The sequence below is a fragment of the Bacillus sp. WC2503 genome (genome assembly GCF_052682895.1).
The window spans coordinates 478,354-500,007 of record NZ_JBQYMD010000001.1; the positions used below are offsets into that span (position 1 = coordinate 478,354).

Sequence of the window (21,654 nt, forward strand, 5' to 3'; positions counted from 1 at the left end):
AGGCTCGAACCGTGAGTAGAAGCGGTTCGGGTCTTTTTATATTTCGAGCGAAGTAAGGGGAGGGTATGTTTTCGTTGTTTTTACTGAAAAATAAAGAGAATAAAACGCTAGCTTTCTGTTTTAGCTGAAATATATTCTAGACAAAAGTAAATTTATGTTTTAAAATTAGTACCAAGTCATAATAATTGATATAAAACGGAGGGCTGCGATGTGAACGTGGGCATTTTAGGGATCGGAAGATATGTGCCAGAAAAAGTAGTCACAAATCACGATTTAGAGAAAGTAATGGATACATCCGATGAATGGATTCGTACGAGAACGGGAATTGCAGAAAGACGCATTGCCGATGAGACAATAGATACTTCATATATGGCCGTAGAGGCTTCTAAAAAAGCACTTGAAGATGCAGGGATTAGCGGAGAGGATATCGATCTTATTTTAGTGGCAACAGTAACGCCAGATCGTGCTTTTCCAGCAGTAGCTTGTGTGATTCAAGAGGCAATTGGAGCGAAACACGCAGCGGCAATGGATTTAAGTGCAGCGTGTGCTGGTTTTATGTACGGAATGATTACAGCACAGCAATTTATTCAAACTGGAACTTATAAAAATGTATTAGTAGTTGGTAGTGATAAACTATCTAAAATTGTAGACTGGAATGATCGAAACACAGCAGTACTATTTGGAGACGGAGCTGGCGCTATCGTAATGGGAGCTGTTTCAGAAGGAAGAGGCGTTTTATCTTTCGAATTAGGAGCAGACGGAAGTGGCGGCAAGCATCTTTATCAAGACGAGTATGTTATGATGAATGGCAGAGAAGTCTTTAAATTTGCTGTTCGTCAACTTGGAGATTCTTGTCTTCGTGTGTTAGATAAAGCTGGTCTTACGAAAGAGGATGTGGATTTCTTAGTACCACATCAAGCGAATATTCGTATTATGGAATCTGCGAGAGAGAGATTAAATTTACCACAAGAAAAAATGAGTATGACAATTGAAAAGTTCGGTAATACATCAGCTTCTTCCATTCCAATTGCAATGGTAGAGGAATTGCAAAATGGACGTATTCAAGACGGTGATTTAATTATACTTGTTGGTTTCGGCGGTGGATTAACATGGGGAGCAGTAGCTCTTCGTTGGGGTAAATAAGGATTGAGAGAAAAAAGGAGTGTATTTTGTATGGAAAAAAAGAGGGTCGTAATTACAGGACTAGGAGCTGTTACACCGATCGGAACAGATGTTGAAACAGCTTGGGAAAACATAAAAAAGGGTGTATCTGGAATCGGGCGACTTACAAGAATTGATCCGGAACTATTTCCAGCAAAAGTAGCAGCAGAAATTAACGACTTTGAAGTCGAGAAATATATTGATAAAAAAGAAGCGCGCCGTATGGATCGCTTTACACAATATGCAGTAGCAGCAGCGAAAATGGCAGTTGCGGATGCAAAGCTTGAAATTACAGAAGAAAACGGACCTCGAATTGGTGTATGGATTGGTTCTGGTATTGGTGGTATGGAAACATACGAAGAACAATTTAAGATTTTTACTGAGAAAGGTCCACGCCGCGTGAGTCCATTCTTCGTACCGATGATGATTCCAGACATGGCAGCAGGTCAAGTATCTATTGCGACTGGAGCGAAAGGAATTAACACTTGTTCTGTAACGGCTTGTGCATCTGGTGCAAACTCAATTGGTGATGCATTTAAAGCAATTCAGCGCGGTGATGCGGATGCAATGATTACAGGTGGAGCAGAAGCACCGTTAACAAGTATGGCATTCGCAGGATTTAGTTCAGCGAAAGCATTAACATTTAATGAAGATCCAGCAACTGCTTGCCGCCCATTTGATAAAAATCGTAGCGGTTTTGTAATGGGTGAAGGTTCAGGGATTCTAATTCTTGAAGAATTAGAGCATGCATTAGCACGTGGTGCTCACATTTATGCGGAAATCGCTGGTTATGGCGCAACTGGAGATGCATTCCATATTACAATGCCTGCTCCTGGCGGTGAAGGCGGAGTGCGTGCAATGCGTCAAGCTTTAGCGGATGCAGGTCTAGAGCCAGAAGATATCGATTACATTAATGCACATGGTACAAGTACAGATGCAAATGAAAAATACGAAACGATGGCAATTAAAGAAACTTTCGGTGAGCATGCATATAAAGTAGCCATTAGCTCAACGAAATCTATGACAGGTCACTTACTAGGTGCAGCTGGTGCTGTTGAAGCGATCTTCTCTATTAAATCAATTACGGACGGAGTAATTCCTCCAACAATTAACTATGAAACACCAGATCCAGAATGTGACTTAGATTACGTACCGAATAAAGCGAGACAGCAAGAAGTAAAAGCTGTATTAAGTAACTCACTAGGGTTCGGTGGTCATAACGCAGTATTAGTATTTAAATCGTATAAATAATAGATGAAATAAGGTGTTTTTTCGTAATAAACTACGAAAAAACACCTTATTTATTTTTACGCCTTTTTCTTCTTTTGCATATACATAAGAAAAAGGGGGGATAAAGATGGGGGTTGTTGAAACAGCCGAGTGGTTACATCTATATTATGGACGGCCAGAAAAGCTTTGTGAGAAATTTACGAAGTATATTCCACTACCAAAAGAAAGGTTGTATCGTTTTTTAATTTCTAAAGGTATGTATCGCCCAGTAATGCGAGGAGAACGTGAAATTAAAGAATTAGAGAAAAAAGAAATTTGGAAAGAGTTACGTATGGAGTATGATAAATTGAAAAATTGGTTAAAAGGTCCGGATGTCCCTATCTTTATTTTATTATCAGATTCGTATAATCGAACTGTACAAGAAGAGTATAACGGAAAAGCTGGATTATCTATGCGTCACGTTATTTTCTTATTCGTATGTGGACGGAATTCGGTGGAAGAATTAAAAGTGTTATTGGCACATGAATATCACCACATATGCAGGTTACATCAAATTGAGACGAAAGAAACAGAGTATACGTTACTTGATACGATGATTATGGAAGGGTTAGCTGAGCAAGCAGTAACGGAAAGATATACAGAAAAAAATAATGCACCGTGGACGAAATATCTTTCAAAAGAAGAGGCGATTTATTATTGGCAAAACGTTGTTCAAGAAAGAATAAGTATAAAACGAGGAACGAGGGAGCATGACGTATTATTAAACGGACTTCATTCTTATCCGAAAATGCTTGGTTATGCGCTTGGATTTCACATTGTAAAAGATTGTGTAGCGTTTGAAGGGGAAGATACACTGTCTTTATTACCTATAGATGCGAAAGAAATATTGAGTAAAGCAAATACATTTCGTATTCCATGAAAAACAGGAGGTCTATCTCCTGTTTTTTTAGATATTATAGAAGGAAAAATAATAATTAGAATATATTTCCTTAAGTGGAATAAAGTTAAGCGAAAATGAACATAATGATTGGTACAAACAGTAGTGAAGTGAGGGATAGAGAATGTTATATCTACATGATGTATGGGTAAATTGGTTTGAAGGTGAAGAAAATGGGTATAACGTTTGTCATTTTTACGAATGGCGGAAAGATGATACGATTGAACTATTAGATCAAGTGCCATTATTAAAAGTAGATGCCACATTATATCATTACATCGAGAACGAATTGTTAGAGCTTCCGCAAAAGTTGTTGGAAGACGTACATCATAAGGCTTATATTCGTAAAAATCATGAACGTTTGCAGCAAGAGTATTGCTTTGTTGTTACAGATGGAAAAGGAATTATTGCGATTGATACAATTGGTTACAATGTACCAATTAGAAAAAGTAGACTTATACCTCGCCAAGAGCAGATGGTATATGAGATGGTGGAAAACGTACAAGCAGAAAAGTATGAGTTCCAAGTAGAGGAAACAGAAAAGGAACATCATATTTTATCACCATCGCCTTTCATTATGAATGGCTTAACTCGTAAAGAGAGACAGCTAAAACAATTATTATTTATGGCGTTAGATCAATTACATACAACGAAAAACACAGCGGAAATTCGCTATTGGTACACAGAATGGGATCCGTCAGCATATGGAACGGTCCAACATATGGAATTTGAAGATATTTGGGCAAGACTATATGATGAAGCGAAATCAGGCTGGTCTGAGAAGCACGAACAATTATGCGAGCGCCTTGTAAAAGGACAGCCGTTTTTTGAAAAGTTATGGGAAATGGAAAATGAGCAAAAGGTAAATTAAAAAACCGCCAATTGGCGGTTTTTTAATTTGGTGAAATCTAGCTTCAGCGGCAAGAATGTGCCTTCCTGCGAGGCAAAAAGCGCCTCTACGTCAGGAGCTCCATCCCCCTCACATTCTAAACGAGCCGCTTCCACTTTATAAGTTACCTACGTTTTCTGCTTAGTCCCATTGCGTTTTCTACTTTGCGTAGTTGTTTGAATGCAACGCGGTTTGCTTTTTCGGCACCTTTGTCTAGAATTTCGTCTAGTTCTGGGGAGCTGATTAGTTCGTTATATTTGTCTTGGATTGGGCGAATTGCTTCTACGACTACTTGTGCTAGGTCGCCTTTGAAGTCGCCGTATCCTTTTCCTTCGTACATTGCTTCTATTTCTTCAACTGTTTTTCCTGAGAATGAAGAGTAAATTGTTAATAGGTTAGAGATTCCAGGTTTATTTTCTTTATCGAATTTCACGATACCTTCTGAATCTGTTACAGCACTTTTAATTTTCTTTTCAATTGTTTTTGGTTCATCAAGCATACTGATCATTGATTTTGGATTCGGATCAGATTTACTCATTTTTTTCGTAGGTTCTGTTAATGACATAACGCGAGCTCCTACTTTTGGAATACGAATTTCAGGAACTATGAACACTTCACGGAAGCGTTTGTTGAAACGCTCTGCTAGATCACGTGTTAATTCCATATGTTGTTTTTGGTCATCACCAACAGGTACGATTTCTGTGTTATAAAGTAAAATATCAGCAGCCATTAATGGTGGATACGTAAGTAATCCAGCTGGAACTGAATCTCTACCTGAAGCTTTATCTTTATATTGTGTCATACGCTCTAATTCTCCAACGTAAGCAACAGATTGCATGATCCATCCTAGTTGAGCGTGTGCAGGTACTTCTGATTGTACAAATAAAGTAGCTTTTTCAGGATCGATGCCGCATGCTACATAAAGTGCAGCAAGACTACGAATGTTTTTGCGAAGTTGTATAGGATCTTGAGGTACTGTAATGGCATGTTGGTTTACAATACAGAAATAGCAATCGTGTTCGTTTTGAAGCTCTGTAAATTGCTTCATAGCCCCTAAATAGTTTCCAAGTGTAATCGTTCCGCTTGGCTGAATACCAGAAAAGATAACTGACATAATTATTTCCTCCTAAATTTGAATGCGTGATAGGGAAGAGAAGGCAAACAAAAAAGCCCATTCATCCCAAAAAACTATAGGGACGAATGGACCGCGGTACCACCCTAATTATTTCACTACTGTGAAATCTCTCTAATCCATAGTAACGTCTGGATATAACGCCAAGGCCTACTACTTTCGGTTCGGTTTGGTGCTCAAAAGCCCATTCCACATTGTACAATTACTTGTTCACACCAGCCACAAGCTCTCTGAAATTGTTTCAATATGTACTCTTCTTTATCATCGCATACATATAAATTTATTTATTGTTAACTGAGCTCTTTTAATATGAAAGAACTAAAGTTTTATAACAAAATGTTTTGCTGATAATTATATCATATGGGATAGTGTTTGCAAACTACATCAAAATAGTAAAGCTAATGAGAGTCGAGAACGCTCCGAGTATGATACCTGTAATACAAATAGGATATGTCCATTTGAATGAATATGTTTTATAAATACGTTCTTTCTTATTCACCGGTTCCTCGGATTCTTCAATTAACGAGTCTATTTTTTTGTTCGTGCCAAATACTCTCTGGAAAGCGTAAAGAGTTACATTGAAAAATCCATTTTGAAATATGAATAAAAAACCACCTATCAGAATAAAAAATAGCGCGATATAAAACGAGATGTTGACAAAGTTCAACAAAAATTGAGATGAAATGAGGAATGCACCAATACTAGAAGCAATCATCGCTATAAAAATTAGTATACAAGTATGAAAAAAAACTTTATTCAAAATATTCCCCTCCGTCAAAATATTACTAGAATTATTATACTATAAAAGCTATAATAAGTACTAGAAATAATTTTTTGAAAATTATACGCAATTAAAGGTCTGATTTTAAGATGATGGTAGCAATGTTAACGTATCTCTTTACGAAAAATTAAAAATATAAACATTTTATTAAAAATTTTAACAAAAAAACAAAAAACTATATTCACAATCGTCGTATTATATGTATAATGAAAATTGTAGAAACTTGGAGATTATTCTTTCAATTCTACTTTTTAACAAGTGAGGGTACAGGAAGTGCAATTAGGGGAGGCAACACAACATGAAGAAAAAGATACCGTTATTACTTGCATCAACTTTAACTGCAAGTATGTTGCTTGGCGCGTGTAGCTACCAAAAAGATGACGCAAAAGCAAAAGGGAAAGAGAACGCTACGAGTAGTAGTAACGGAAAACAGATTCTTAATTTAACAGAGTTATCTGAAATTCCGTCAATGGATGCATCATTAGCATCTGACTCTTCATCTTCTACAGCATTAAATAATACGATGGAAGGTTTATATCGTATTGGCAAAGATCAAAAGAGAATGCCTGGCGTTGCAGAAGATGTCGAAAAGCTAGATGATGGGAAGAAATACATATTTAAATTAAGAAAAGATGCGAAATGGTCAAATGGGGAACCTGTAACAGCTAAAGACTTTGTGTATTCATGGAAAAGAGCCGTAAATCCAGATACAAAAGCAACGTATTCGTACATTATGTTCGATATTAAAAATGCAGAGAAAATTCATAAAAAAGAATTACCTGCTGACCAATTAGGTGTAAAAGCGATTGATGATTATACATTAGAAGTGGAATTAGACAATCCCGTTCCTTACTTTATCGATTTAACAGTTTATCCAGTATTTTACCCGCTAAATGAAAACTTTGTAAAAGCACAAGGTGATAAGTTTGGTTTAGAGGCAAATACAACATTATATAACGGTCCATTCGTTATGAGTGATTGGAAACATGAACAAAGTTTCCAATTCAAGAAGAATCCTTCATATTGGGATAATAAAACGGTTAAAATCGAAGAAATCAACTTTAATATTGTAAAAAATACAGCAACTGATGTAAATTTATATGAGACAAAAGCGATTGATCGTGCGGCTTTAACGTCTGAATTTGTTGATAAGTTTAGACAAAGCCCAGAGTTCCAAACAAGAAAAGAAGCAGGGGTTGCTTACTTAAGATTTAATCAAAGTAATCAGTACTTAAGTAATAAAAACTTAAGAAAAGCAATTTCAATGTCCTTTGACCGTGATAACATTGCGAAAGTTATTTTAAATAACGGTGCAATTGGAGCTTACGGATTTGTTGGAAAAGATTTCGCTGAAGGTCCGAATAAAAAAGATTTCCGAGCTGAAAATGGAAAGCTAGTTGAAACAAATCCAAAAGAAGCGAAAAAGCTTTGGGAAACAGCGAAGAAAGAGCTTGGAACTGATAAAATCGAACTAGAATTCTTAAACTTTGATAATGAAGATGCTAAAAAAGTTGGTGAATTCTTAAAAGGTGAGATAGAAAAGAACTTACCAGGTTTATCAATTAAAATTAAACAGCAACCATTCGCACAAAAAAATAAATTAGAAGATTCTCAGCAATATGATATTGCGTTTGGTATTTGGGGACCAGATTTTCCAGATCCAATCTCATATTTAGATATGTTTGTTACGAATGGTTCTCAAAATAAAACAGGGTATTCTAATCAGAAGTATGATGAGTTAATCCTAAAAGCTAAAACAGATACAAAAGATTTACAAGCTCGCTGGAACAACCTTCTAGAAGTAGAGAAGATGTTAATTAAAGAGGATGCAGTTATCACTCCAATCTTCCAAAAAGGTTCAGCGTATGTAGTAAAAGGTGCCGTAAAAGATATTATCCCAATTAACTATGGTGGTAAATTAACTTACAAATGGGCATCTGTTGAACAAAAATAATCTTTTTTTTCCATCGTTTACAAGGGTATATGCCTATGATGGGCATATGCTCTTATTTTAAAAAAATAAAAGTAAGAATATTTTAAACTATCTTATTGCTTTTGAGAAAAACGGGGAGGTGCTTGACTATGGGACGTTATGTATTAAAACGTTTCGTGTACATGGCTTTGACATTATTTTTAATTACTACACTGACTTTCTTTTTGATGAAATTACTTCCGGGTTCTCCGCTTAAAAACCAGGAGAAGCTATCACCGGCACAAAAAGAAATCATTCTTGAAAAATACGGATTAAATGATCCGGTACCAGTTCAATACGCACGTTACTTAGGTAACTTAGCAAAAGGTGATTTAGGGGTATCATTCCAATATGATAACCGCCCAGTAACAGACATGATTGTGGATCGTATTGGACCATCAGCCCAATTAGGTTTACAAGCGATTATATTAGGGACATTTATCGGTTTAATTTTAGGTATTGTTGCCGCACTTCGTAATAATACGTGGGTGGATTATAGTGCAACAGTTATTTCGGTACTCGGAATGTCGGTACCATCATTCGTATTCGCCGCATTACTACAATATTTCGTAGGGGTAAAACTTGGTTGGTTCCCGGTAGCATTCTGGAAAGGACCAGAGTTTACTGTAATGCCTACAATTGCATTATCGATGGGAGTTATCGCAACAATCGCACGTTTCTCTCGTGCAGAATTAATTGAAGTTATGCAGTCAGACTATATTTTAACAGCGAAAGCAAAAGGAATTAGTCAAGGCGTTATCATTGTAAAACACGCACTTCGTAACGCGTTAATTCCAGTTGTAACAATTTTAGGACCAATGGTTGCGGCATTAATTACAGGAACACTTGTTATCGAGCAAATTTATGCTGTACCAGGACTTGGGGAACAATTCGTTAAATCGATTACTTTAAATGACTATACAGTTATTATGGGAACTACGATTTTCTATAGTGCAATCTTCATTTTAGTTATTTTCATTGTCGATATTTTATACGGAATTATTGATCCTCGTATTCGTTTAGCGGGAGGGAAAAAATGATGAAAGATGTACAAAAATTATCTCCAGATTTATTTCAACAAGCCAATCAAAATAATGTTGATAATGAAGTCATTGCCCGTCCAAGCTTAACGTTTTGGCAAGATGTAAGAAGACGTTTGTTCCAACATAAAGGTGCGATGCTTGGCCTTGTATTATTAGTAATCATTGCGCTATTGGCGATTTTTGGACCGATGGTAAGTAAACACTCGTATAAAGAGCAAGATTTAGGTCGTGCGAAATTACCACCAAAAATTCCAGTTATTGAAAATGTTCATTGGTTACCATTTGACGGTACAGATCAATATGGTGTTGACCAATATGAAAAACGTGATATTAAAGAGTACTTCTGGTTTGGTACAGATGATCTTGGCCGTGACTTATGGACAAGAACATGGGAAGGTACACGCGTATCATTATATATCGCTCTTTTAGCAGCAGCAATTGACTTAGTAATTGGGGTTGCATACGGAGGTATTTCAGCATTCTACGGCGGTAGAGTAGATAATATTATGCAACGTATTATGGAGATTATTAACGGTATTCCATACTTAATCATCGTTATTTTAATGGTAATCATTATGGGATCTGGTATTTGGTCGATTACACTCGCGATGGCGATTACAGGTTGGATAGGGATGTCGCGGATTGTTCGTGGACAAATCTTAAAGTTAAAAAACCAAGAATATGTATTAGCATCTCGTACATTAGGTGCAACGAACACGCAATTAATTGTAAAACACTTAATTCCAAACGTAATGGGACCTATTATCGTAATGACAATGTTTACAATTCCATCAGCGGTGTTTGGTGAAGCGTTCTTAAGTTTCATTGGTTTAGGAATTCAGCCACCATTCGCGTCACTTGGTTCTCTTGTAAATGATGGTTATAAATCTATTCAAACGTATCCACACATGATGTTCATCCCTGCGGTTGTCATCAGTATGTTAATTCTAGCATTCAACTTAATGGCAGATGGATTACGCGATGCGTTAGATCCAAAAATGCGTAAGTAAACGAGGAGGGAGAAGTAAAAATGAAAACATTGTTAGAGGTAAAAGATTTACAAGTCTCCTTTGATACACATGCAGGTGAAGTACAAGCAGTGCGCGGAGTTACTTTTGATTTGAAAAAAGGGGAAACATTAGCGATTGTAGGAGAGTCTGGTTCTGGGAAATCAGTTACTTCTAAAGCGCTAATGGGGTTAATCCCAAATCCTCCAGGCCGTATTAAAAATGGAGAGATTATATTTGACGGTCGTGATTTAACGAAATTAACGGAAAAAGAAATGCAGCAAGTTCGTGGTAAAGATATCGCAATGATTTTCCAAGATCCAATGACATCATTAAATCCAACGATGACAATTGGGAATCAAATTATGGAAGGTCTTATTAAACACCAAGGGATGAGTAGAGGAGACGCACGTAAAGTTGCGTTAGAATTAATCGACCTTGTAGGTATTCCAAATCCAGAAGCACGTTTAAAACAATATCCTCACCAATTCTCAGGTGGTATGAGACAGCGTGTAGTTATTGCGATGGCGTTAGCTTGTAACCCGAAATTATTAATTGCCGATGAGCCGACAACAGCGCTAGACGTTACGATTCAGGCGCAAATTTTAGAGCTTATGAAAGACATTCAGCAAAAGACAGAAGCAGCAATCATTTTCATTACGCATGACTTAGGTGTAGTAGCAAACGTTGCTGACCGAGTTGCGGTTATGTATGCTGGTAAAGTTGTTGAAATTGGAACTGTAGATGAAATTTTCTACAACCCAAAACATCCGTACACATGGGGCTTAATCGCATCTATGCCAAGTTTAGATGGATCAGAGGAAGAGCTATATGCGATTCCAGGAACGCCTCCTGACTTATTAAAACCGCCAAAGGGTGATGCTTTTGCACCACGTAACCCACAGGCGCTGAAAATTGATTTTGAAATGGAACCGCCTTTATTTAAAGTAAGTGATACACACTATGCGGCAACTTGGTTACTTCACGAGCAAGCACCAGAAGTAAAACCGCCGGCAGTTGTTGAAAAACGTATTCTTCAAATGAAAGCAGGTGAACAACATGACTAAACAACGTGAGAAATTAATTGAAGTAAAAAATGTAAAACAACACTTCGACGTGAGTGGTGGTGTTGTCAAAGCGGTTAATGATATTTCATTTGATATTTTCCGCGGAGAAACATTCGGGCTTGTAGGAGAATCTGGTTGTGGTAAATCAACAACTGGAAGAACGATTATTCGTTTATATGATGCAACTGCTGGTGAAGTGTTGTTCGATGGTGAAAACGTACATGGTAAGAAATCACGCGCAGAACTGAAGAAGTTCAACCGTAAAATGCAAATGATTTTCCAAGATCCATATGCATCATTAAACCCTCGTATGACAGTAGGGGATATTATTGCAGAAGGTATTGATATTCACGGATTAGCAAAAAGTAAAAAAGAACGTATGGACCGTGTTCATGAACTGTTAAACACAGTTGGTTTAAATAAAGAACACGCAAACCGTTTCCCGCACGAATTCTCGGGTGGACAACGTCAACGTATCGGTATCGCTCGTGCGCTTGCTGTAGAACCTGAATTTATCATTGCCGATGAGCCAATCTCAGCACTTGACGTATCGATCCAGGCGCAAGTTGTAAACTTACTGAAACAGTTACAAAAAGAAAAAGGTTTAACATACTTATTCATTGCCCATGATTTATCAATGGTAAAATACATTAGTGACCGCATCGGCGTAATGTATCGTGGTCAAATCGTTGAGCTAACAACAAGTGATGAGTTATATGCGAATCCAATTCATCCATATACAAAATCACTATTATCAGCGATTCCGCTTCCAGATCCAGATTATGAGCGCAATCGTAAACGTATCGTATACGATCCATCGCAGCATGATTATGGTAATGAAGCACCAACAATGCGTGAAATTCGCCCAGGACATTTCGTATTATGTTCTGAAGCAGAGTACAAGAAATATAAAGAGATTTATCAATAAAAAAAAGGTCATTCTTCCGTTACGGAAGAATGACCTTTTTTACTATATTTGTCGATAAGTCGATATATTTAAAGAATCACCGATATAAAGTGTATTTATCAATAAATGCACCTTAATCAAAGAAGTGCTACTGCGCCTGAACAGAAACATTCTCTTCTTGCTCATTCGGTTTAACAAGTGTGTAACTTTCCCATGCTCTACTTCTCCAGCGGAAGAACATAATAATTGCCCGCGTCCATTCATCGATAGCAATCGCTAGCCAAATACCAACGAGTCCCATATCTAAATGGAAGGCGAAAAAGTAACCGAGTGGCAAACTCATTAACACCATAGAGAACGCACCAATTAAAACTGGATATTTTGCATCACCGGCTGCACGAAGGGAATTAATGATGACGATGTTCATCGTACGTCCTGTTTCGAGTAGTACACTTAGTAAAAGAACGCTTGCCCCTAGAGCGATAATATGAGGATTATCAGTAAATACCCCCATTAATTGTGTGCGGAATGTAATAACGAGAGCGACCATAAATAAAGTCACACCAATTGCCCATTGTACACTTTTCCATACACGTGTGTATGCTTCATCTTTTTCATTTCCGCCAACTAGGCGTCCCACGATAATAGCTGTTCCCATACCGATTGCAATTGCGAATAAATAAGTAAACATGGAAATGTTAGTAGCATATTGTCTAGCAGCTAACGATTCTGTTCCTAAGTAAGTTGCGTAGTACAGGAAGACAATTTGGCAAGCTTGATACATGACTTGTTCAAAAGCAGATGGAATGCCAATTTTTAAAATTTTCCCCACGTATTCTTTTGATAAGGTGAAGTAATATTGTAATTTTACACGGTATTCCATAACGCGGTATAGTAACCAGAAGAACACAATCAGTGTCAGTAGTCGACTGACAGCGGAAGAAATCGCGGCCCCTTGTACACCAAGTTCAGGGAAACCGAACTTCCCGAAAATAAGTACGTAGTTTCCGGCGATATGAATAATATTCATTCCAAGCGAAACAAACATTGCTTGCTTTGTAAAGCCGTGAACGCGAATAATTGCGGCTAACGAGTTAATAATAGCTTGAAGGAAAATGGCCCCTCCGACGATGGATAAATAGCTTTGTGCATACGTTAGTACATCGCCTTGTAAATTCATTGCCATCATCATATGTTTTGAAAATAAAAGAAAACCAGCACTTATAACGAGTCCGACCACTAAATTTAATGTGACGGCTAATGCTGATATTTTAGATGCTTCCATAAAACGTTTGGAACCGAGGTATTGAGATACGACGATCGCAGCGCCATTCCCGATTACTTCTAGTACCAAAATAGCGATATGAAGATATTGATTCGCTGCACCAACCCCAGATACAGCATCGTCTGATAATGCACTTAACATGAAAGTATCAGCGATCCCCATCAACATAAAAAGAAAAACTTCTAGAAAAATAGGCCATGTTAATAAGAATAAACTTAATTTTTCTGTCGGCCCGTTTTTTGAGTGAATTGCTGTCATGTCCGTCCCCTCTTTACCGATATCTATTTTTAGCAAAGTGTATCGTAACATACTTTCTTATCCTTTGCACTCATTTTAACCTACATATTTTTAATATGAAGAGACCTTCATTTTATGCTAAAAAGAGAAGGATAATTATACAAAAAATATTATAAAATATAAAATTTGTTTTTCTCTGATAATTTAGAAAAGTTTAAAATTTGTTATTTCCGACACTTCAGTCGGGTAAACTGGTAATATGAAACGTTTTCAAAGATTTATTTTTTCACAGGAAATTTTAATAAGATAGAAATATAAATATACAAAAAATATATTTGTGTGTATAATATGAATTATTAGAACATATATATATTTCTTTTTGTTTGAAAATGAAAGGGCTAACATTTTTATGGAGGGTGGAAATATGAAAAAAAAGATGCCGGTTTTTGTATTATCAACGGTAGCAATGAGCATGATTTTAGGGGCATGTAGTTATCAAAAAGATGAACAATCGCAAGCGAACGCAAAAGGGGATAGCGGGAAGAGCGGTGCGAAGCAAGTTATTAACTTAATTGAAACGCAAGAAATTCCAACGATGGATCCAGCATTATCAGCTGATGCAGTTTCTTCAAGAGTAATGACTAATACGATGGAAGGCTTATACAGTTTAGGAAAAGATGATAAGCTAGTTCCAGGTGTAGCGAAGGAATTCAAAAAGTCAGAAGACGGTAAAAAATATACATTTAAATTACGTGAAGACGCAAAATGGTCAAATGGTGAGCCTGTGACGGCGAAAGATTTCGTGTATGCATGGCAAAGAGCGATTAACCCAGACACAGCTGCGAAATCAGCGTACATTATGTATGATATAAAAAATGCAGAGAAAATTAATAAAAAAGAGATGAGTCCAGACCAATTAGGCGTAAAAGCAATTGATGACTATACATTAGAAGTGGAATTAGACAATTCAATTCCATATCTTGTAGATTTAATGGTATATCCAATCTTCTATCCTGTGAATGAAAAGTTTGTAAAAGAGCAGGGGACGAAGTTTGGTTTAGAAGCAAATACAACACTATATAATGGACCGTTTACACTAAGTGATTGGCAACATGAACGTAGCTTTAAAATGACAAAGAGCCCATCTTATTGGGAAAATAAAGAAGTGAAGATTGAGGAAGTAAACTTTAATATTGTAAAAGATACGTCTACGCCAATCAATTTATATGAAACAAACGCAGTCGATCGAGCGACGTTATTAGCAGAGTTCATCGATAAATATAAAGGAAAACCAGATTTCCAAACAGTAGAAGATACATCTGTATTCTTCCTTCGTTTAAATCAAAAAGATCCAGCGTTAGCAAATAAAAATATTCGTAAAGCAATTTCTCTTGCTTTTGAACGTAAGCCGTTTGTTGACACGCTATTAAATAACGGTTCTAAGCCAGCGACAGGATTAATTCCTGATAACTTCATTAAAGGACCGGATAAAAAGGACTTCCGTGCTGTAAATGGAGATATTGTAAAACCAAACGTGAAAGAAGCGAAGAAGTATTGGGAAGCTGGTAAAAAAGAGCTTGGTAAAAATGAAATCGAATTAGAGCTATTAAATGAAGACGTTGAATTATCGAAGAAAACTGGTGAATATTTAAAAGGTGAGTTAGAAAAGAATTTACCAGGTTTAACAGTGAAAATTAAACAACAACCATTTGCACAAAAACTAAAATTAGAAGATGCGGGCGATTACGTCATGTCATTCTCTGGATGGAGTGCAGACTTCCCAGATCCAGTTACATACCTTGATATGTTTGTAACGGACGGATCACAAAATAAAATGAAATATTCTAATCCGAAATATGATGAGATTATCATGAAAGCGAAGAAAGATGGAAGCGATGTAAATGCTCGTTGGAAAAACTTACTAGAAGCAGAGAAAATGTTACTTGATGATGCTGCGATTGTTCCGGTATATCAACGTGGTAGAGCATACTTACAAAGAGATTCAATTAAAAATATGTACAACCATAAATATGGTGGCGATTTAAGCTTTAAATGGGCGTCAGTAGAGAAATAAGAAAAAAGCAGGTGATTACCTGCTTTTTTTTAATACGTACGTTTCTTATAAATACCTTTCCCACCAACTTGGTTCCATCCGGATTGTACATCCAAACTTTTGTTAACAAACTTCATTTTTTCTTTTCCGCCAAAGAGTTTTTCACCGATGCTATTTGAAATGACACCAATCAATGCTGTGATTCCGATGATGAGGGCAGCAACAGTAACAAAATCAATAAAAAAAGCAATCATTTGCAAATTCCCCCTTTGCCTGTCTGTATTTTTATTGTATGAGATAAAAGATAAAAAAGAAAGAAATGTCAGAAAAATATTTGGTTTACTTTAGAAATCGTGTAGACAGGAGGGAGAATGTTTGTTAAAATAAGAACAAATGTTCCTTTTGATTCTCATTTATATAGTCTTACATTTCTTAATTGATTTATCAAGAAAAAGTAAGAAAACGTTCTCTTTTTTTAGGTGAAATTATAGATAAATAACTATATATTATATGAAAAATCAATGGGAAGTGAGTATTAAAAGGTTTGAAGGTCATTGTTAAAGTACAGCTAAAGTGAGCGTAATCATGTTACATAGCAGTGGAATACGCGGAAGAGTTTTCTCAACTAGTAGGAAATTTACTGTATATTTCTTGCAAAATCTATTGTATAATGATTATAGAAGTTACTTATTAAAAGTAATTGTTGTTTATTATAAGTTGTTGCTTACATGAAATGCGATTTTTGTACTTTGTTATAAGACAAGTTATCGCGAAAAATTACTGAAGTTAGAATTTTAAACTGTAATTAGTACAGAATTTGTACTCTTTAAGGAGAGTGAGCTTTGTATGGTAACATTATATAGTTCTCCAAGCTGTACGTCTTGTAGAAAGGCGAAATTATGGCTAGAGGAAAATCATATTCCTTATACAGAACGTAATATTTTCTCAGATCCATTAACGATTGAGGAAATTAAAGAGATTTTACGTATGACAGAAAGCGGAACAGATGAGATTATTTCTACTCGTTCGAAAGTTTTCCAAGAATTAAATGTAAACTTAGAGTCTTTACCACTTCAAGATTTATATAAGATGATTCGTGACTATCCAGGGATTTTACGTCGTCCAATTATGATTGACGAGAAGCGTCTTCAAGTAGGTTACAATGAAGATGAAATCCGTCGTTTCTTACCACGTACAGTAAGAACGTTCCAATTACGTGAAGCACAACGTCTTGTAAATTAATTATAATAATATGAAAACCTTCTACCTATTATATAGTAGAAGGTTTTTTTTATTGTTTCACATTTCGTATGCGAACTTGTTGAACGATAATACCGATGCATAGAACAGTGAAAATGAACAAGAAAGGAATGCTTGTAGTGAAACTTGGGTTGTTATGAAAAAAGGTTGCAAGTCTGTCTTCGTGTGTAATCATCTTTCCAGCTGTATAGGCGAGTATCGCTGCTCCGCAATAAATGAGAAGTGGAAAGCGTTCCATAAGGATTAAAATAAGTTTGCTGCCCCAAATAATAATCGGAATAGAAATGAGTAACCCGATTATGACGAGTAATAATCTTCCGTGAGCCGCACCTGCAATAGCGATGACATTGTCAAACCCCATAACGAGATCCGCGAATACAATTGTACGCACAGCTTGGAATAAAGTTGTTTTCCCTTGAATAGAAGAAAGATCGTTGCTATTATCAGTTAATAAATTTACTGCAATGAATGTAAGTAAAACGCCGCCGATAAGCTGTAAAAATGGAATGTCGAGTAAGTAGACAGCTATTATTGTAAGAAGAATTCGTAGCACAATTGCTAAAAGAGTACCGATCAAAATGGCTTTATTTCGTTTTGCTTCAGGTAAATTCCGGCTAGCTAATGCAATGACAATTGCATTGTCACCACCTAATACAACATCAATACCGACAATCATTAGTACAGATGTTAAAAACTCTAAGTCCATTCGTCTGCCTCCATTTATGATGTTTTAATAAGCGAAATATATGTATGTGATGAAGAAAGTGGGAACTAAATAATCTCCTCTAATAGAAGTTTCACTTTATTACAGTGTACGGGAGAATATAGAAATGTATGTCCAAATTTTTCGTGTGTAAAGAATTGTCATAATGATATATTTATGTAGACAATCGAATAAAGATAGGCATATAACTATTTTTGTAAAATAAATCGATTTTATTTCCCTTCTGGAGAATCTTATCATAAAATGAGAGTACAAGAATCTATTGATTTGTCATATGAGTGGGGGATCCCTTCATAACAATTCTAAACAGGAAGGGAGAGTTGTATTTTGGAAATTGAAAGAATTAACGATCATACGATGAAGTTTTTTATTACGTACATTGATATAGAGGACAGAGGGTTTAATCGTGAAGAAATTTGGTATGACCGCGAACGTAGTGAAGAGCTCTTTTGGGAGATGATGGACGAAGCTCGTGATCATGATGACTTCTTTATTGATGGACCGTTATGGATTCAAGTGCAAGCAGTCGATAAAGGGATTGAAGTACTTGTCACGAAAGCCGAGCTCTCAAAGGATGGACAAAAGCTAGAGCTACCGATAGGTGTAGACAAAATTATAGACATTCCTTTAGATGAGGGTATCGAGTCATTATTCCAGCAAGAATTAGTGGAAGAGGTAGAAGAACAAACAGGAACAAACTTTAATGAAGATGGTACGTTTGGCTTTTTAATTAAGTTTAATGATTTTGAAGATGTTATTTCATTAAGTCATCGTCTTATCTTTGAAGATATAAAAGATGAGCTGTATTCATTTGATGACCGCTATTATGTATATGTGGAATTCGATGAAGTGCTACATGATGAAGAAGAAATTGATCGTATTTTAAGTATTATTTTAGAATATGGAGAAGAATCAACTTTAACAATTCATCGTGTGAGTGAGTATGGGAAACAAATTGTGAAAGAGCGTGCGCTTGAAACAATTCGCAATAATTTTCCTGCTAAAACGTAGGCCGATTTCTGTAGTATGAAATCGGCTTTTTATATGAAGAATAGGAAAGCTTTCTTAGTAAGGAGGTAAGAGATGAAAAATACGTTAAAGTTGATTTTCTTTGTTCTACTATTGTTCGCATTATTTGTTTCGTTACGTATGTTTATTGATGTAGCATTTTATTCGGATGTAATTGGGATAAAAGATGTTTCGATTTTAGGTATTATTAGTATTTTATTTACGGTATCTGCATTTTTAATTGGCTGCGTTATTTTCTTAGAAAACCGTCACCCGTCTAAAACACTTACATGGCTCATTGTGTTAGGTATTTTTCCGGTATTTGGATTCTTCGCTTATTTATTATTTGGACAAAACTTTCGGAGAAAGAGAATGTTCCAAAAGAAGGCGTTACTGGATGAACAGGCGTTTTTACAATATAAGGGGCATGAAGATTATGAAGAACGGATGTTACGTAATCATAAGCATCAAGAGCTGTTATTTCGTTTAGCGGACCGCTTAGGTGCTTTAAATATTTCATTTCAAACGGAAACGAGAACATTAACAAATGGGGATGAAACGTTTCAGGCCATTTTAGATGGATTAAAACGAGCGAAACACCACATTCATATGGAATATTACATTGTGCGTGATGATAAGCTTGGAACAGAAATTAAAGATATTTTAATACAAAAATCAAAAGAAGGCGTAGTCGTTCGGTTTTTATATGATGCGGTTGGAAGTTTTAGGTTATCGAATTCGTATATTGAAGAATTAAATGACGCAGGTGTCGAAATGATTCCGTTCTTTCCTGTGCGCTTTCCAATTTTAAACGATAAGATTAATTATCGAAACCACCGGAAAATCGTTGTTATTGATGGAAATGAAGGGTTTGTAGGTGGGTTAAATATTGGAGATGAATATTTAGGGAAGGATAAATATTTCGGTTTTTGGCGAGACACACATTTATATTTGCGTGGTGAGGCTGTTCAAAGTTTACAGCTTATTTTCCTTCAAGATTGGTTTTATATGACTGGTGAGGCAGTGCTGGCTCCAGAATATTTACAGGCAAAAGCAGTTGAAGGTGATCATTGGGGCGGAGTTCAGCTAATTGCAGGTGGACCAGATAATAAATGGGAAACGATTAAACATTTATATTTTGCAATGATCTCTTCTGCTCGGAAATCTATTTGGATTGCAACACCGTATTTCATTCCGGATGATGATATTTTATCTGCATTAAAGGTAGCGGCACTTGCTGGTATTGATGTTCGTTTATTAATGCCGAGTAAGCCTGATAAGCGCACTGTCTTTTATGCATCAAGATCATATTTCCCTGAGCTTTTAGATGCAGGAGTAAAGATATATGAATACGAAAAAGGTTTTCTTCATAGTAAAGTTGTCATCGTTGATTCTGATTTAGCTTCAATTGGGACAGCAAATATGGATATGAGAAGTTTTCATTTGAACTTTGAAGTGAATGCCTTTTTATATGATACAGATAGCATTCGAAAACTCGTTCAAGACTTTAAAGATGATTTAGAAGAATCAAGTGAAATTCATGTCGATCGTTTTCATAAAAGACGTCTTCATAGACGAATTGTTGAATCGACATATCGATTATTATCACCTTTATTATAAAAAGAGATGTCCGAAATTGGGACATCTCTTTTTTAAAAGGGATTTGTAATAAATTGTAGAATATAAGGAGCTGAAAGGGTGTGATTATAATGTTTATCGCTAAAAGAGAAAACGGAGAGAAAATTCATCTACTCTATAATCGAAATGAAGAGCTTTTACAACGTATGCGTAAAAGGGAGCGTTTCTTTTGTATAGCTTGTGGAAAGGAAGTGCAAATGAAATTAGGGAAACAAAAAAGTTGGCATTTTGCTCATAAGAAAGTGGAGTCATGCCTTGCTTTTTATGAAGCAGAATCTATATATCATATGCACGGTAAAGAATTGCTATATAGATGGTTGAAACGTCAAAATTTCCATGTGGATATAGAGCGTTACCTTCCAAAAATCCAGCAAAGACCAGATATTTTCGTAGAGAGAGCAGGTAGGGAAATTGCGATTGAATATCAATGCGCCAATCTCTCCATAGAACAACTTTCTAAACGAACATACTCGTATTGGCAAGCGGGCATTCAGGTCATCTGGATCATTGGTGGAAATCAATTAAAAAAGCAAGCTGCATATTGGATGAAATTTTCCTCACTTCTGGCTTTCTCCTTACAATCTTATCCTCAGCCATTTCTCATTTTCTTCTGTCCGAAACAAAAATCATTTATGAAATGTGCCTTTATCACTCCGTTTTCTACAAACGTCTCTTTCTCACATATTATGTATTTACCAAACGATACAACTACTTTTGAATTACTCTTTTCCCCTGTTCCTTTCCGGAAAGAAATATTAGGACAGGAATGGAAGAAGCGAAAGGACTACTTTCGGCAAAATGCCCTGTCTATTTGGAATTATAATCATAAGTCACTATTACGCCTCTTATATCAATTTAAATGTACTCCAGCGAGCTTTCCTTCTGAAATTGGTGTGCCACTCCCGTCTTCATTTGCTTTTCAAACAAATCCATTTACATGGCAAGCATTTCTATACATGAAGTGTATAGAAAAGCTTGCGGTAGGGAATTGTATTTCCCTTCAATATGTGTGTAGTTATGTAAAAAAATATACGAAAAGGCGCTTACTTCCGTACTTTTCACAACATATATGGAAAGTAGCGGTTACTGAATATATGACTTTTTTATGTTTTGTAGGCGTGTTGCGTAAAGTAGGAACTTATACGTACCGAAAAATGAGGAATATAGTTATGTTACAGACGGAGGAGGAAGTTAGGAAATATGATGAGATTTGCCTAACTTATGCGCTATCTCTATTTGAGACAAAGTTCAACATGGGAGAAGAAAAAGGGGATATAATAAAGAATGAACGTGAAGGAATTACATAAGAAAAACAGAATTGTA

19 protein-coding genes and 1 other annotated feature are annotated in these 21,654 nt (G+C 36.1%); of the genes, 14 read left to right on the forward strand and 5 right to left on the reverse strand.

Features of this window, described 5'->3' with window-relative positions; all coding sequences use genetic code 11:
* Positions 1 to 210 precede the first annotated feature (210 nt).
* The 4 genes from fabH (at position 211) to ACUN26_RS02610 (ending at position 4,199) form a co-directional block, all read left to right on the forward strand.
* Entirely contained in the window at positions 211 to 1,143 is a 933-nt protein-coding gene (gene fabH, locus ACUN26_RS02595) for a beta-ketoacyl-ACP synthase III (RefSeq protein WP_001100553.1), read from the forward strand.
* 30 nt (positions 1,144 to 1,173) lie between these two features.
* Entirely contained in the window at positions 1,174 to 2,412 is a 1,239-nt protein-coding gene (gene fabF, locus ACUN26_RS02600; RefSeq protein ID WP_000412641.1) for a beta-ketoacyl-ACP synthase II, read from the forward strand.
* 106 nt (positions 2,413 to 2,518) lie between these two features.
* Positions 2,519 to 3,310, forward strand: coding sequence for a DUF2268 domain-containing protein (locus tag ACUN26_RS02605; RefSeq protein WP_000539318.1), 792 nt, complete (start codon positions 2,519 to 2,521; stop codon positions 3,308 to 3,310).
* Between the two features lie 142 nt (positions 3,311 to 3,452).
* Positions 3,453 to 4,199 carry a YjbA family protein gene (locus ACUN26_RS02610; protein ID WP_000966122.1) on the forward strand — a complete coding sequence of 249 codons (747 nt, stop codon included), beginning with the start codon at positions 3,453 to 3,455 and terminating at the stop codon, positions 4,197 to 4,199.
* A gap of 142 nt (positions 4,200 to 4,341) precedes the next feature.
* Here the strand turns inward: ACUN26_RS02610 and trpS are convergent, their stop codons facing one another.
* Positions 4,342 to 5,331 carry a tryptophan--tRNA ligase gene (gene trpS / locus ACUN26_RS02615; protein ID WP_000110979.1) on the reverse strand — a complete coding sequence of 330 codons (990 nt, stop codon included), beginning with the start codon at positions 5,329 to 5,331 and terminating at the stop codon, positions 4,342 to 4,344.
* A 75-nt stretch (positions 5,332 to 5,406) separates the two neighbouring features.
* Positions 5,407 to 5,623 (reverse strand) — a binding site (T-box leader).
* A gap of 105 nt (positions 5,624 to 5,728) precedes the next feature.
* Positions 5,729 to 6,109, reverse strand: a complete 381-nt coding sequence (locus ACUN26_RS02620; protein WP_001045000.1) for a DUF3899 domain-containing protein — start codon at positions 6,107 to 6,109, stop codon at positions 5,729 to 5,731.
* A gap of 319 nt (positions 6,110 to 6,428) precedes the next feature.
* On the opposite strand from ACUN26_RS02620, the gene ACUN26_RS02625 reads away from it, so the two are divergent.
* The 5 genes from ACUN26_RS02625 (at position 6,429) to ACUN26_RS02645 (ending at position 12,147) form a co-directional block, all read left to right on the forward strand.
* Positions 6,429 to 8,084 (forward strand): peptide ABC transporter substrate-binding protein, encoded by a 1,656-nt coding sequence (locus ACUN26_RS02625; RefSeq protein ID WP_000727208.1) that lies wholly within the window; start codon positions 6,429 to 6,431, stop codon positions 8,082 to 8,084.
* A 128-nt stretch (positions 8,085 to 8,212) separates the two neighbouring features.
* Positions 8,213 to 9,142, forward strand: a complete 930-nt coding sequence (gene opp3b, locus ACUN26_RS02630) for an oligopeptide ABC transporter permease (RefSeq protein WP_000534168.1) — start codon at positions 8,213 to 8,215, stop codon at positions 9,140 to 9,142.
* Positions 9,139 to 10,155, forward strand: a complete 1,017-nt coding sequence (gene opp3C, locus ACUN26_RS02635; RefSeq protein WP_000974107.1) for an oligopeptide ABC transporter permease — start codon at positions 9,139 to 9,141, stop codon at positions 10,153 to 10,155. Before opp3b ends, opp3C begins: the two co-directional genes overlap by 4 nt.
* 20 nt (positions 10,156 to 10,175) lie before the next feature.
* Positions 10,176 to 11,219 carry an ABC transporter ATP-binding protein gene (locus ACUN26_RS02640; protein WP_000854338.1) on the forward strand — a complete coding sequence of 348 codons (1,044 nt, stop codon included), beginning with the start codon at positions 10,176 to 10,178 and terminating at the stop codon, positions 11,217 to 11,219.
* Positions 11,212 to 12,147 (forward strand): ABC transporter ATP-binding protein, encoded by a 936-nt coding sequence (locus ACUN26_RS02645; RefSeq protein WP_000166337.1) that lies wholly within the window; start codon positions 11,212 to 11,214, stop codon positions 12,145 to 12,147. The genes ACUN26_RS02640 and ACUN26_RS02645 overlap by 8 nt, the downstream gene beginning before the upstream one ends.
* 127 nt (positions 12,148 to 12,274) lie before the next feature.
* Here ACUN26_RS02645 and ACUN26_RS02650 read toward each other — a convergent pair whose 3' ends face one another.
* Complete coding sequence (locus tag ACUN26_RS02650; RefSeq protein ID WP_002093815.1) at positions 12,275 to 13,720, reverse strand: MATE family efflux transporter; 1,446 nt, start codon at positions 13,718 to 13,720, stop codon at positions 12,275 to 12,277.
* A gap of 352 nt (positions 13,721 to 14,072) precedes the next feature.
* Between ACUN26_RS02650 and ACUN26_RS02655 the strand changes: the two genes are divergently transcribed.
* Positions 14,073 to 15,722, forward strand: a complete 1,650-nt coding sequence (locus ACUN26_RS02655) for a peptide ABC transporter substrate-binding protein (protein ID WP_000728607.1) — start codon at positions 14,073 to 14,075, stop codon at positions 15,720 to 15,722.
* A 29-nt stretch (positions 15,723 to 15,751) separates the two neighbouring features.
* On the opposite strand, the gene ACUN26_RS02660 is transcribed toward ACUN26_RS02655, so the two are convergent.
* A complete protein-coding gene (locus ACUN26_RS02660) occupies positions 15,752 to 15,955 on the reverse strand; it encodes a hypothetical protein (RefSeq protein ID WP_000559975.1) in 204 nt (67 codons plus the stop codon).
* 592 nt (positions 15,956 to 16,547) lie between these two features.
* On the opposite strand from ACUN26_RS02660, the gene spx reads away from it, so the two are divergent.
* Complete coding sequence (spx, locus tag ACUN26_RS02665; protein ID WP_000258267.1) at positions 16,548 to 16,943, forward strand: transcriptional regulator Spx; 396 nt, start codon at positions 16,548 to 16,550, stop codon at positions 16,941 to 16,943.
* 49 nt (positions 16,944 to 16,992) lie between these two features.
* Here spx and ACUN26_RS02670 read toward each other — a convergent pair whose 3' ends face one another.
* Positions 16,993 to 17,667: a TerC family protein gene (locus ACUN26_RS02670; RefSeq protein WP_000362596.1), complete on the reverse strand. Its 675-nt coding sequence runs from the start codon at positions 17,665 to 17,667 to the stop codon at positions 16,993 to 16,995.
* Positions 17,668 to 18,012: 345 nt separating this feature from the next.
* On the opposite strand from ACUN26_RS02670, the gene mecA reads away from it, so the two are divergent.
* The 3 genes from mecA to ACUN26_RS02685 all read left to right on the forward strand — a co-directional run bounded on the left by mecA (position 18,013) and on the right by ACUN26_RS02685 (position 21,638).
* Positions 18,013 to 18,696, forward strand: a complete 684-nt coding sequence (gene mecA / locus ACUN26_RS02675; protein WP_000402125.1) for an adaptor protein MecA — start codon at positions 18,013 to 18,015, stop codon at positions 18,694 to 18,696.
* Positions 18,697 to 18,768: 72 nt separating this feature from the next.
* A complete protein-coding gene (locus tag ACUN26_RS02680) occupies positions 18,769 to 20,313 on the forward strand; it encodes a cardiolipin synthase (protein ID WP_000799211.1) in 1,545 nt (514 codons plus the stop codon).
* Positions 20,314 to 20,393: 80 nt separating this feature from the next.
* Positions 20,394 to 21,638 carry a competence protein CoiA gene (locus ACUN26_RS02685; RefSeq protein WP_002093814.1) on the forward strand — a complete coding sequence of 415 codons (1,245 nt, stop codon included), beginning with the start codon at positions 20,394 to 20,396 and terminating at the stop codon, positions 21,636 to 21,638.
* Positions 21,639 to 21,654 lie beyond the last annotated feature (16 nt).

What these genes read in the sequence shown, in the direction of transcription:
- fabF (WP_000412641.1), top strand. Translation starts at nt 1,174, where the DNA reads ATGGAAAAAAAGAGGGTCGTAATTACAGGACTAGGAGCTGTTACACCG.
- ACUN26_RS02605 (WP_000539318.1), top strand. Translation starts at nt 2,519, where the DNA reads ATGGGGGTTGTTGAAACAGCCGAGTGGTTACATCTATATTATGGACGG.
- ACUN26_RS02610 (WP_000966122.1), top strand. Translation starts at nt 3,453, where the DNA reads ATGTTATATCTACATGATGTATGGGTAAATTGGTTTGAAGGTGAAGAA.
- trpS (WP_000110979.1), bottom strand. Translation starts at nt 5,331, where the DNA reads ATGTCAGTTATCTTTTCTGGTATTCAGCCAAGCGGAACGATTACACTT.
- ACUN26_RS02625 (WP_000727208.1), top strand. Translation starts at nt 6,429, where the DNA reads ATGAAGAAAAAGATACCGTTATTACTTGCATCAACTTTAACTGCAAGT.
- opp3b (WP_000534168.1), top strand. Translation starts at nt 8,213, where the DNA reads ATGGGACGTTATGTATTAAAACGTTTCGTGTACATGGCTTTGACATTA.
- opp3C (WP_000974107.1), top strand. Translation starts at nt 9,139, where the DNA reads ATGATGAAAGATGTACAAAAATTATCTCCAGATTTATTTCAACAAGCC.
- ACUN26_RS02640 (WP_000854338.1), top strand. Translation starts at nt 10,176, where the DNA reads ATGAAAACATTGTTAGAGGTAAAAGATTTACAAGTCTCCTTTGATACA.
- ACUN26_RS02645 (WP_000166337.1), top strand. Translation starts at nt 11,212, where the DNA reads ATGACTAAACAACGTGAGAAATTAATTGAAGTAAAAAATGTAAAACAA.
- ACUN26_RS02650 (WP_002093815.1), bottom strand. Translation starts at nt 13,720, where the DNA reads ATGTTACGATACACTTTGCTAAAAATAGATATCGGTAAAGAGGGGACG.
- ACUN26_RS02655 (WP_000728607.1), top strand. Translation starts at nt 14,073, where the DNA reads ATGAAAAAAAAGATGCCGGTTTTTGTATTATCAACGGTAGCAATGAGC.
- ACUN26_RS02660 (WP_000559975.1), bottom strand. Translation starts at nt 15,955, where the DNA reads ATGATTGCTTTTTTTATTGATTTTGTTACTGTTGCTGCCCTCATCATC.
- spx (WP_000258267.1), top strand. Translation starts at nt 16,548, where the DNA reads ATGGTAACATTATATAGTTCTCCAAGCTGTACGTCTTGTAGAAAGGCG.
- ACUN26_RS02670 (WP_000362596.1), bottom strand. Translation starts at nt 17,667, where the DNA reads ATGGACTTAGAGTTTTTAACATCTGTACTAATGATTGTCGGTATTGAT.
- ACUN26_RS02680 (WP_000799211.1), top strand. Translation starts at nt 18,769, where the DNA reads ATGAAAAATACGTTAAAGTTGATTTTCTTTGTTCTACTATTGTTCGCA.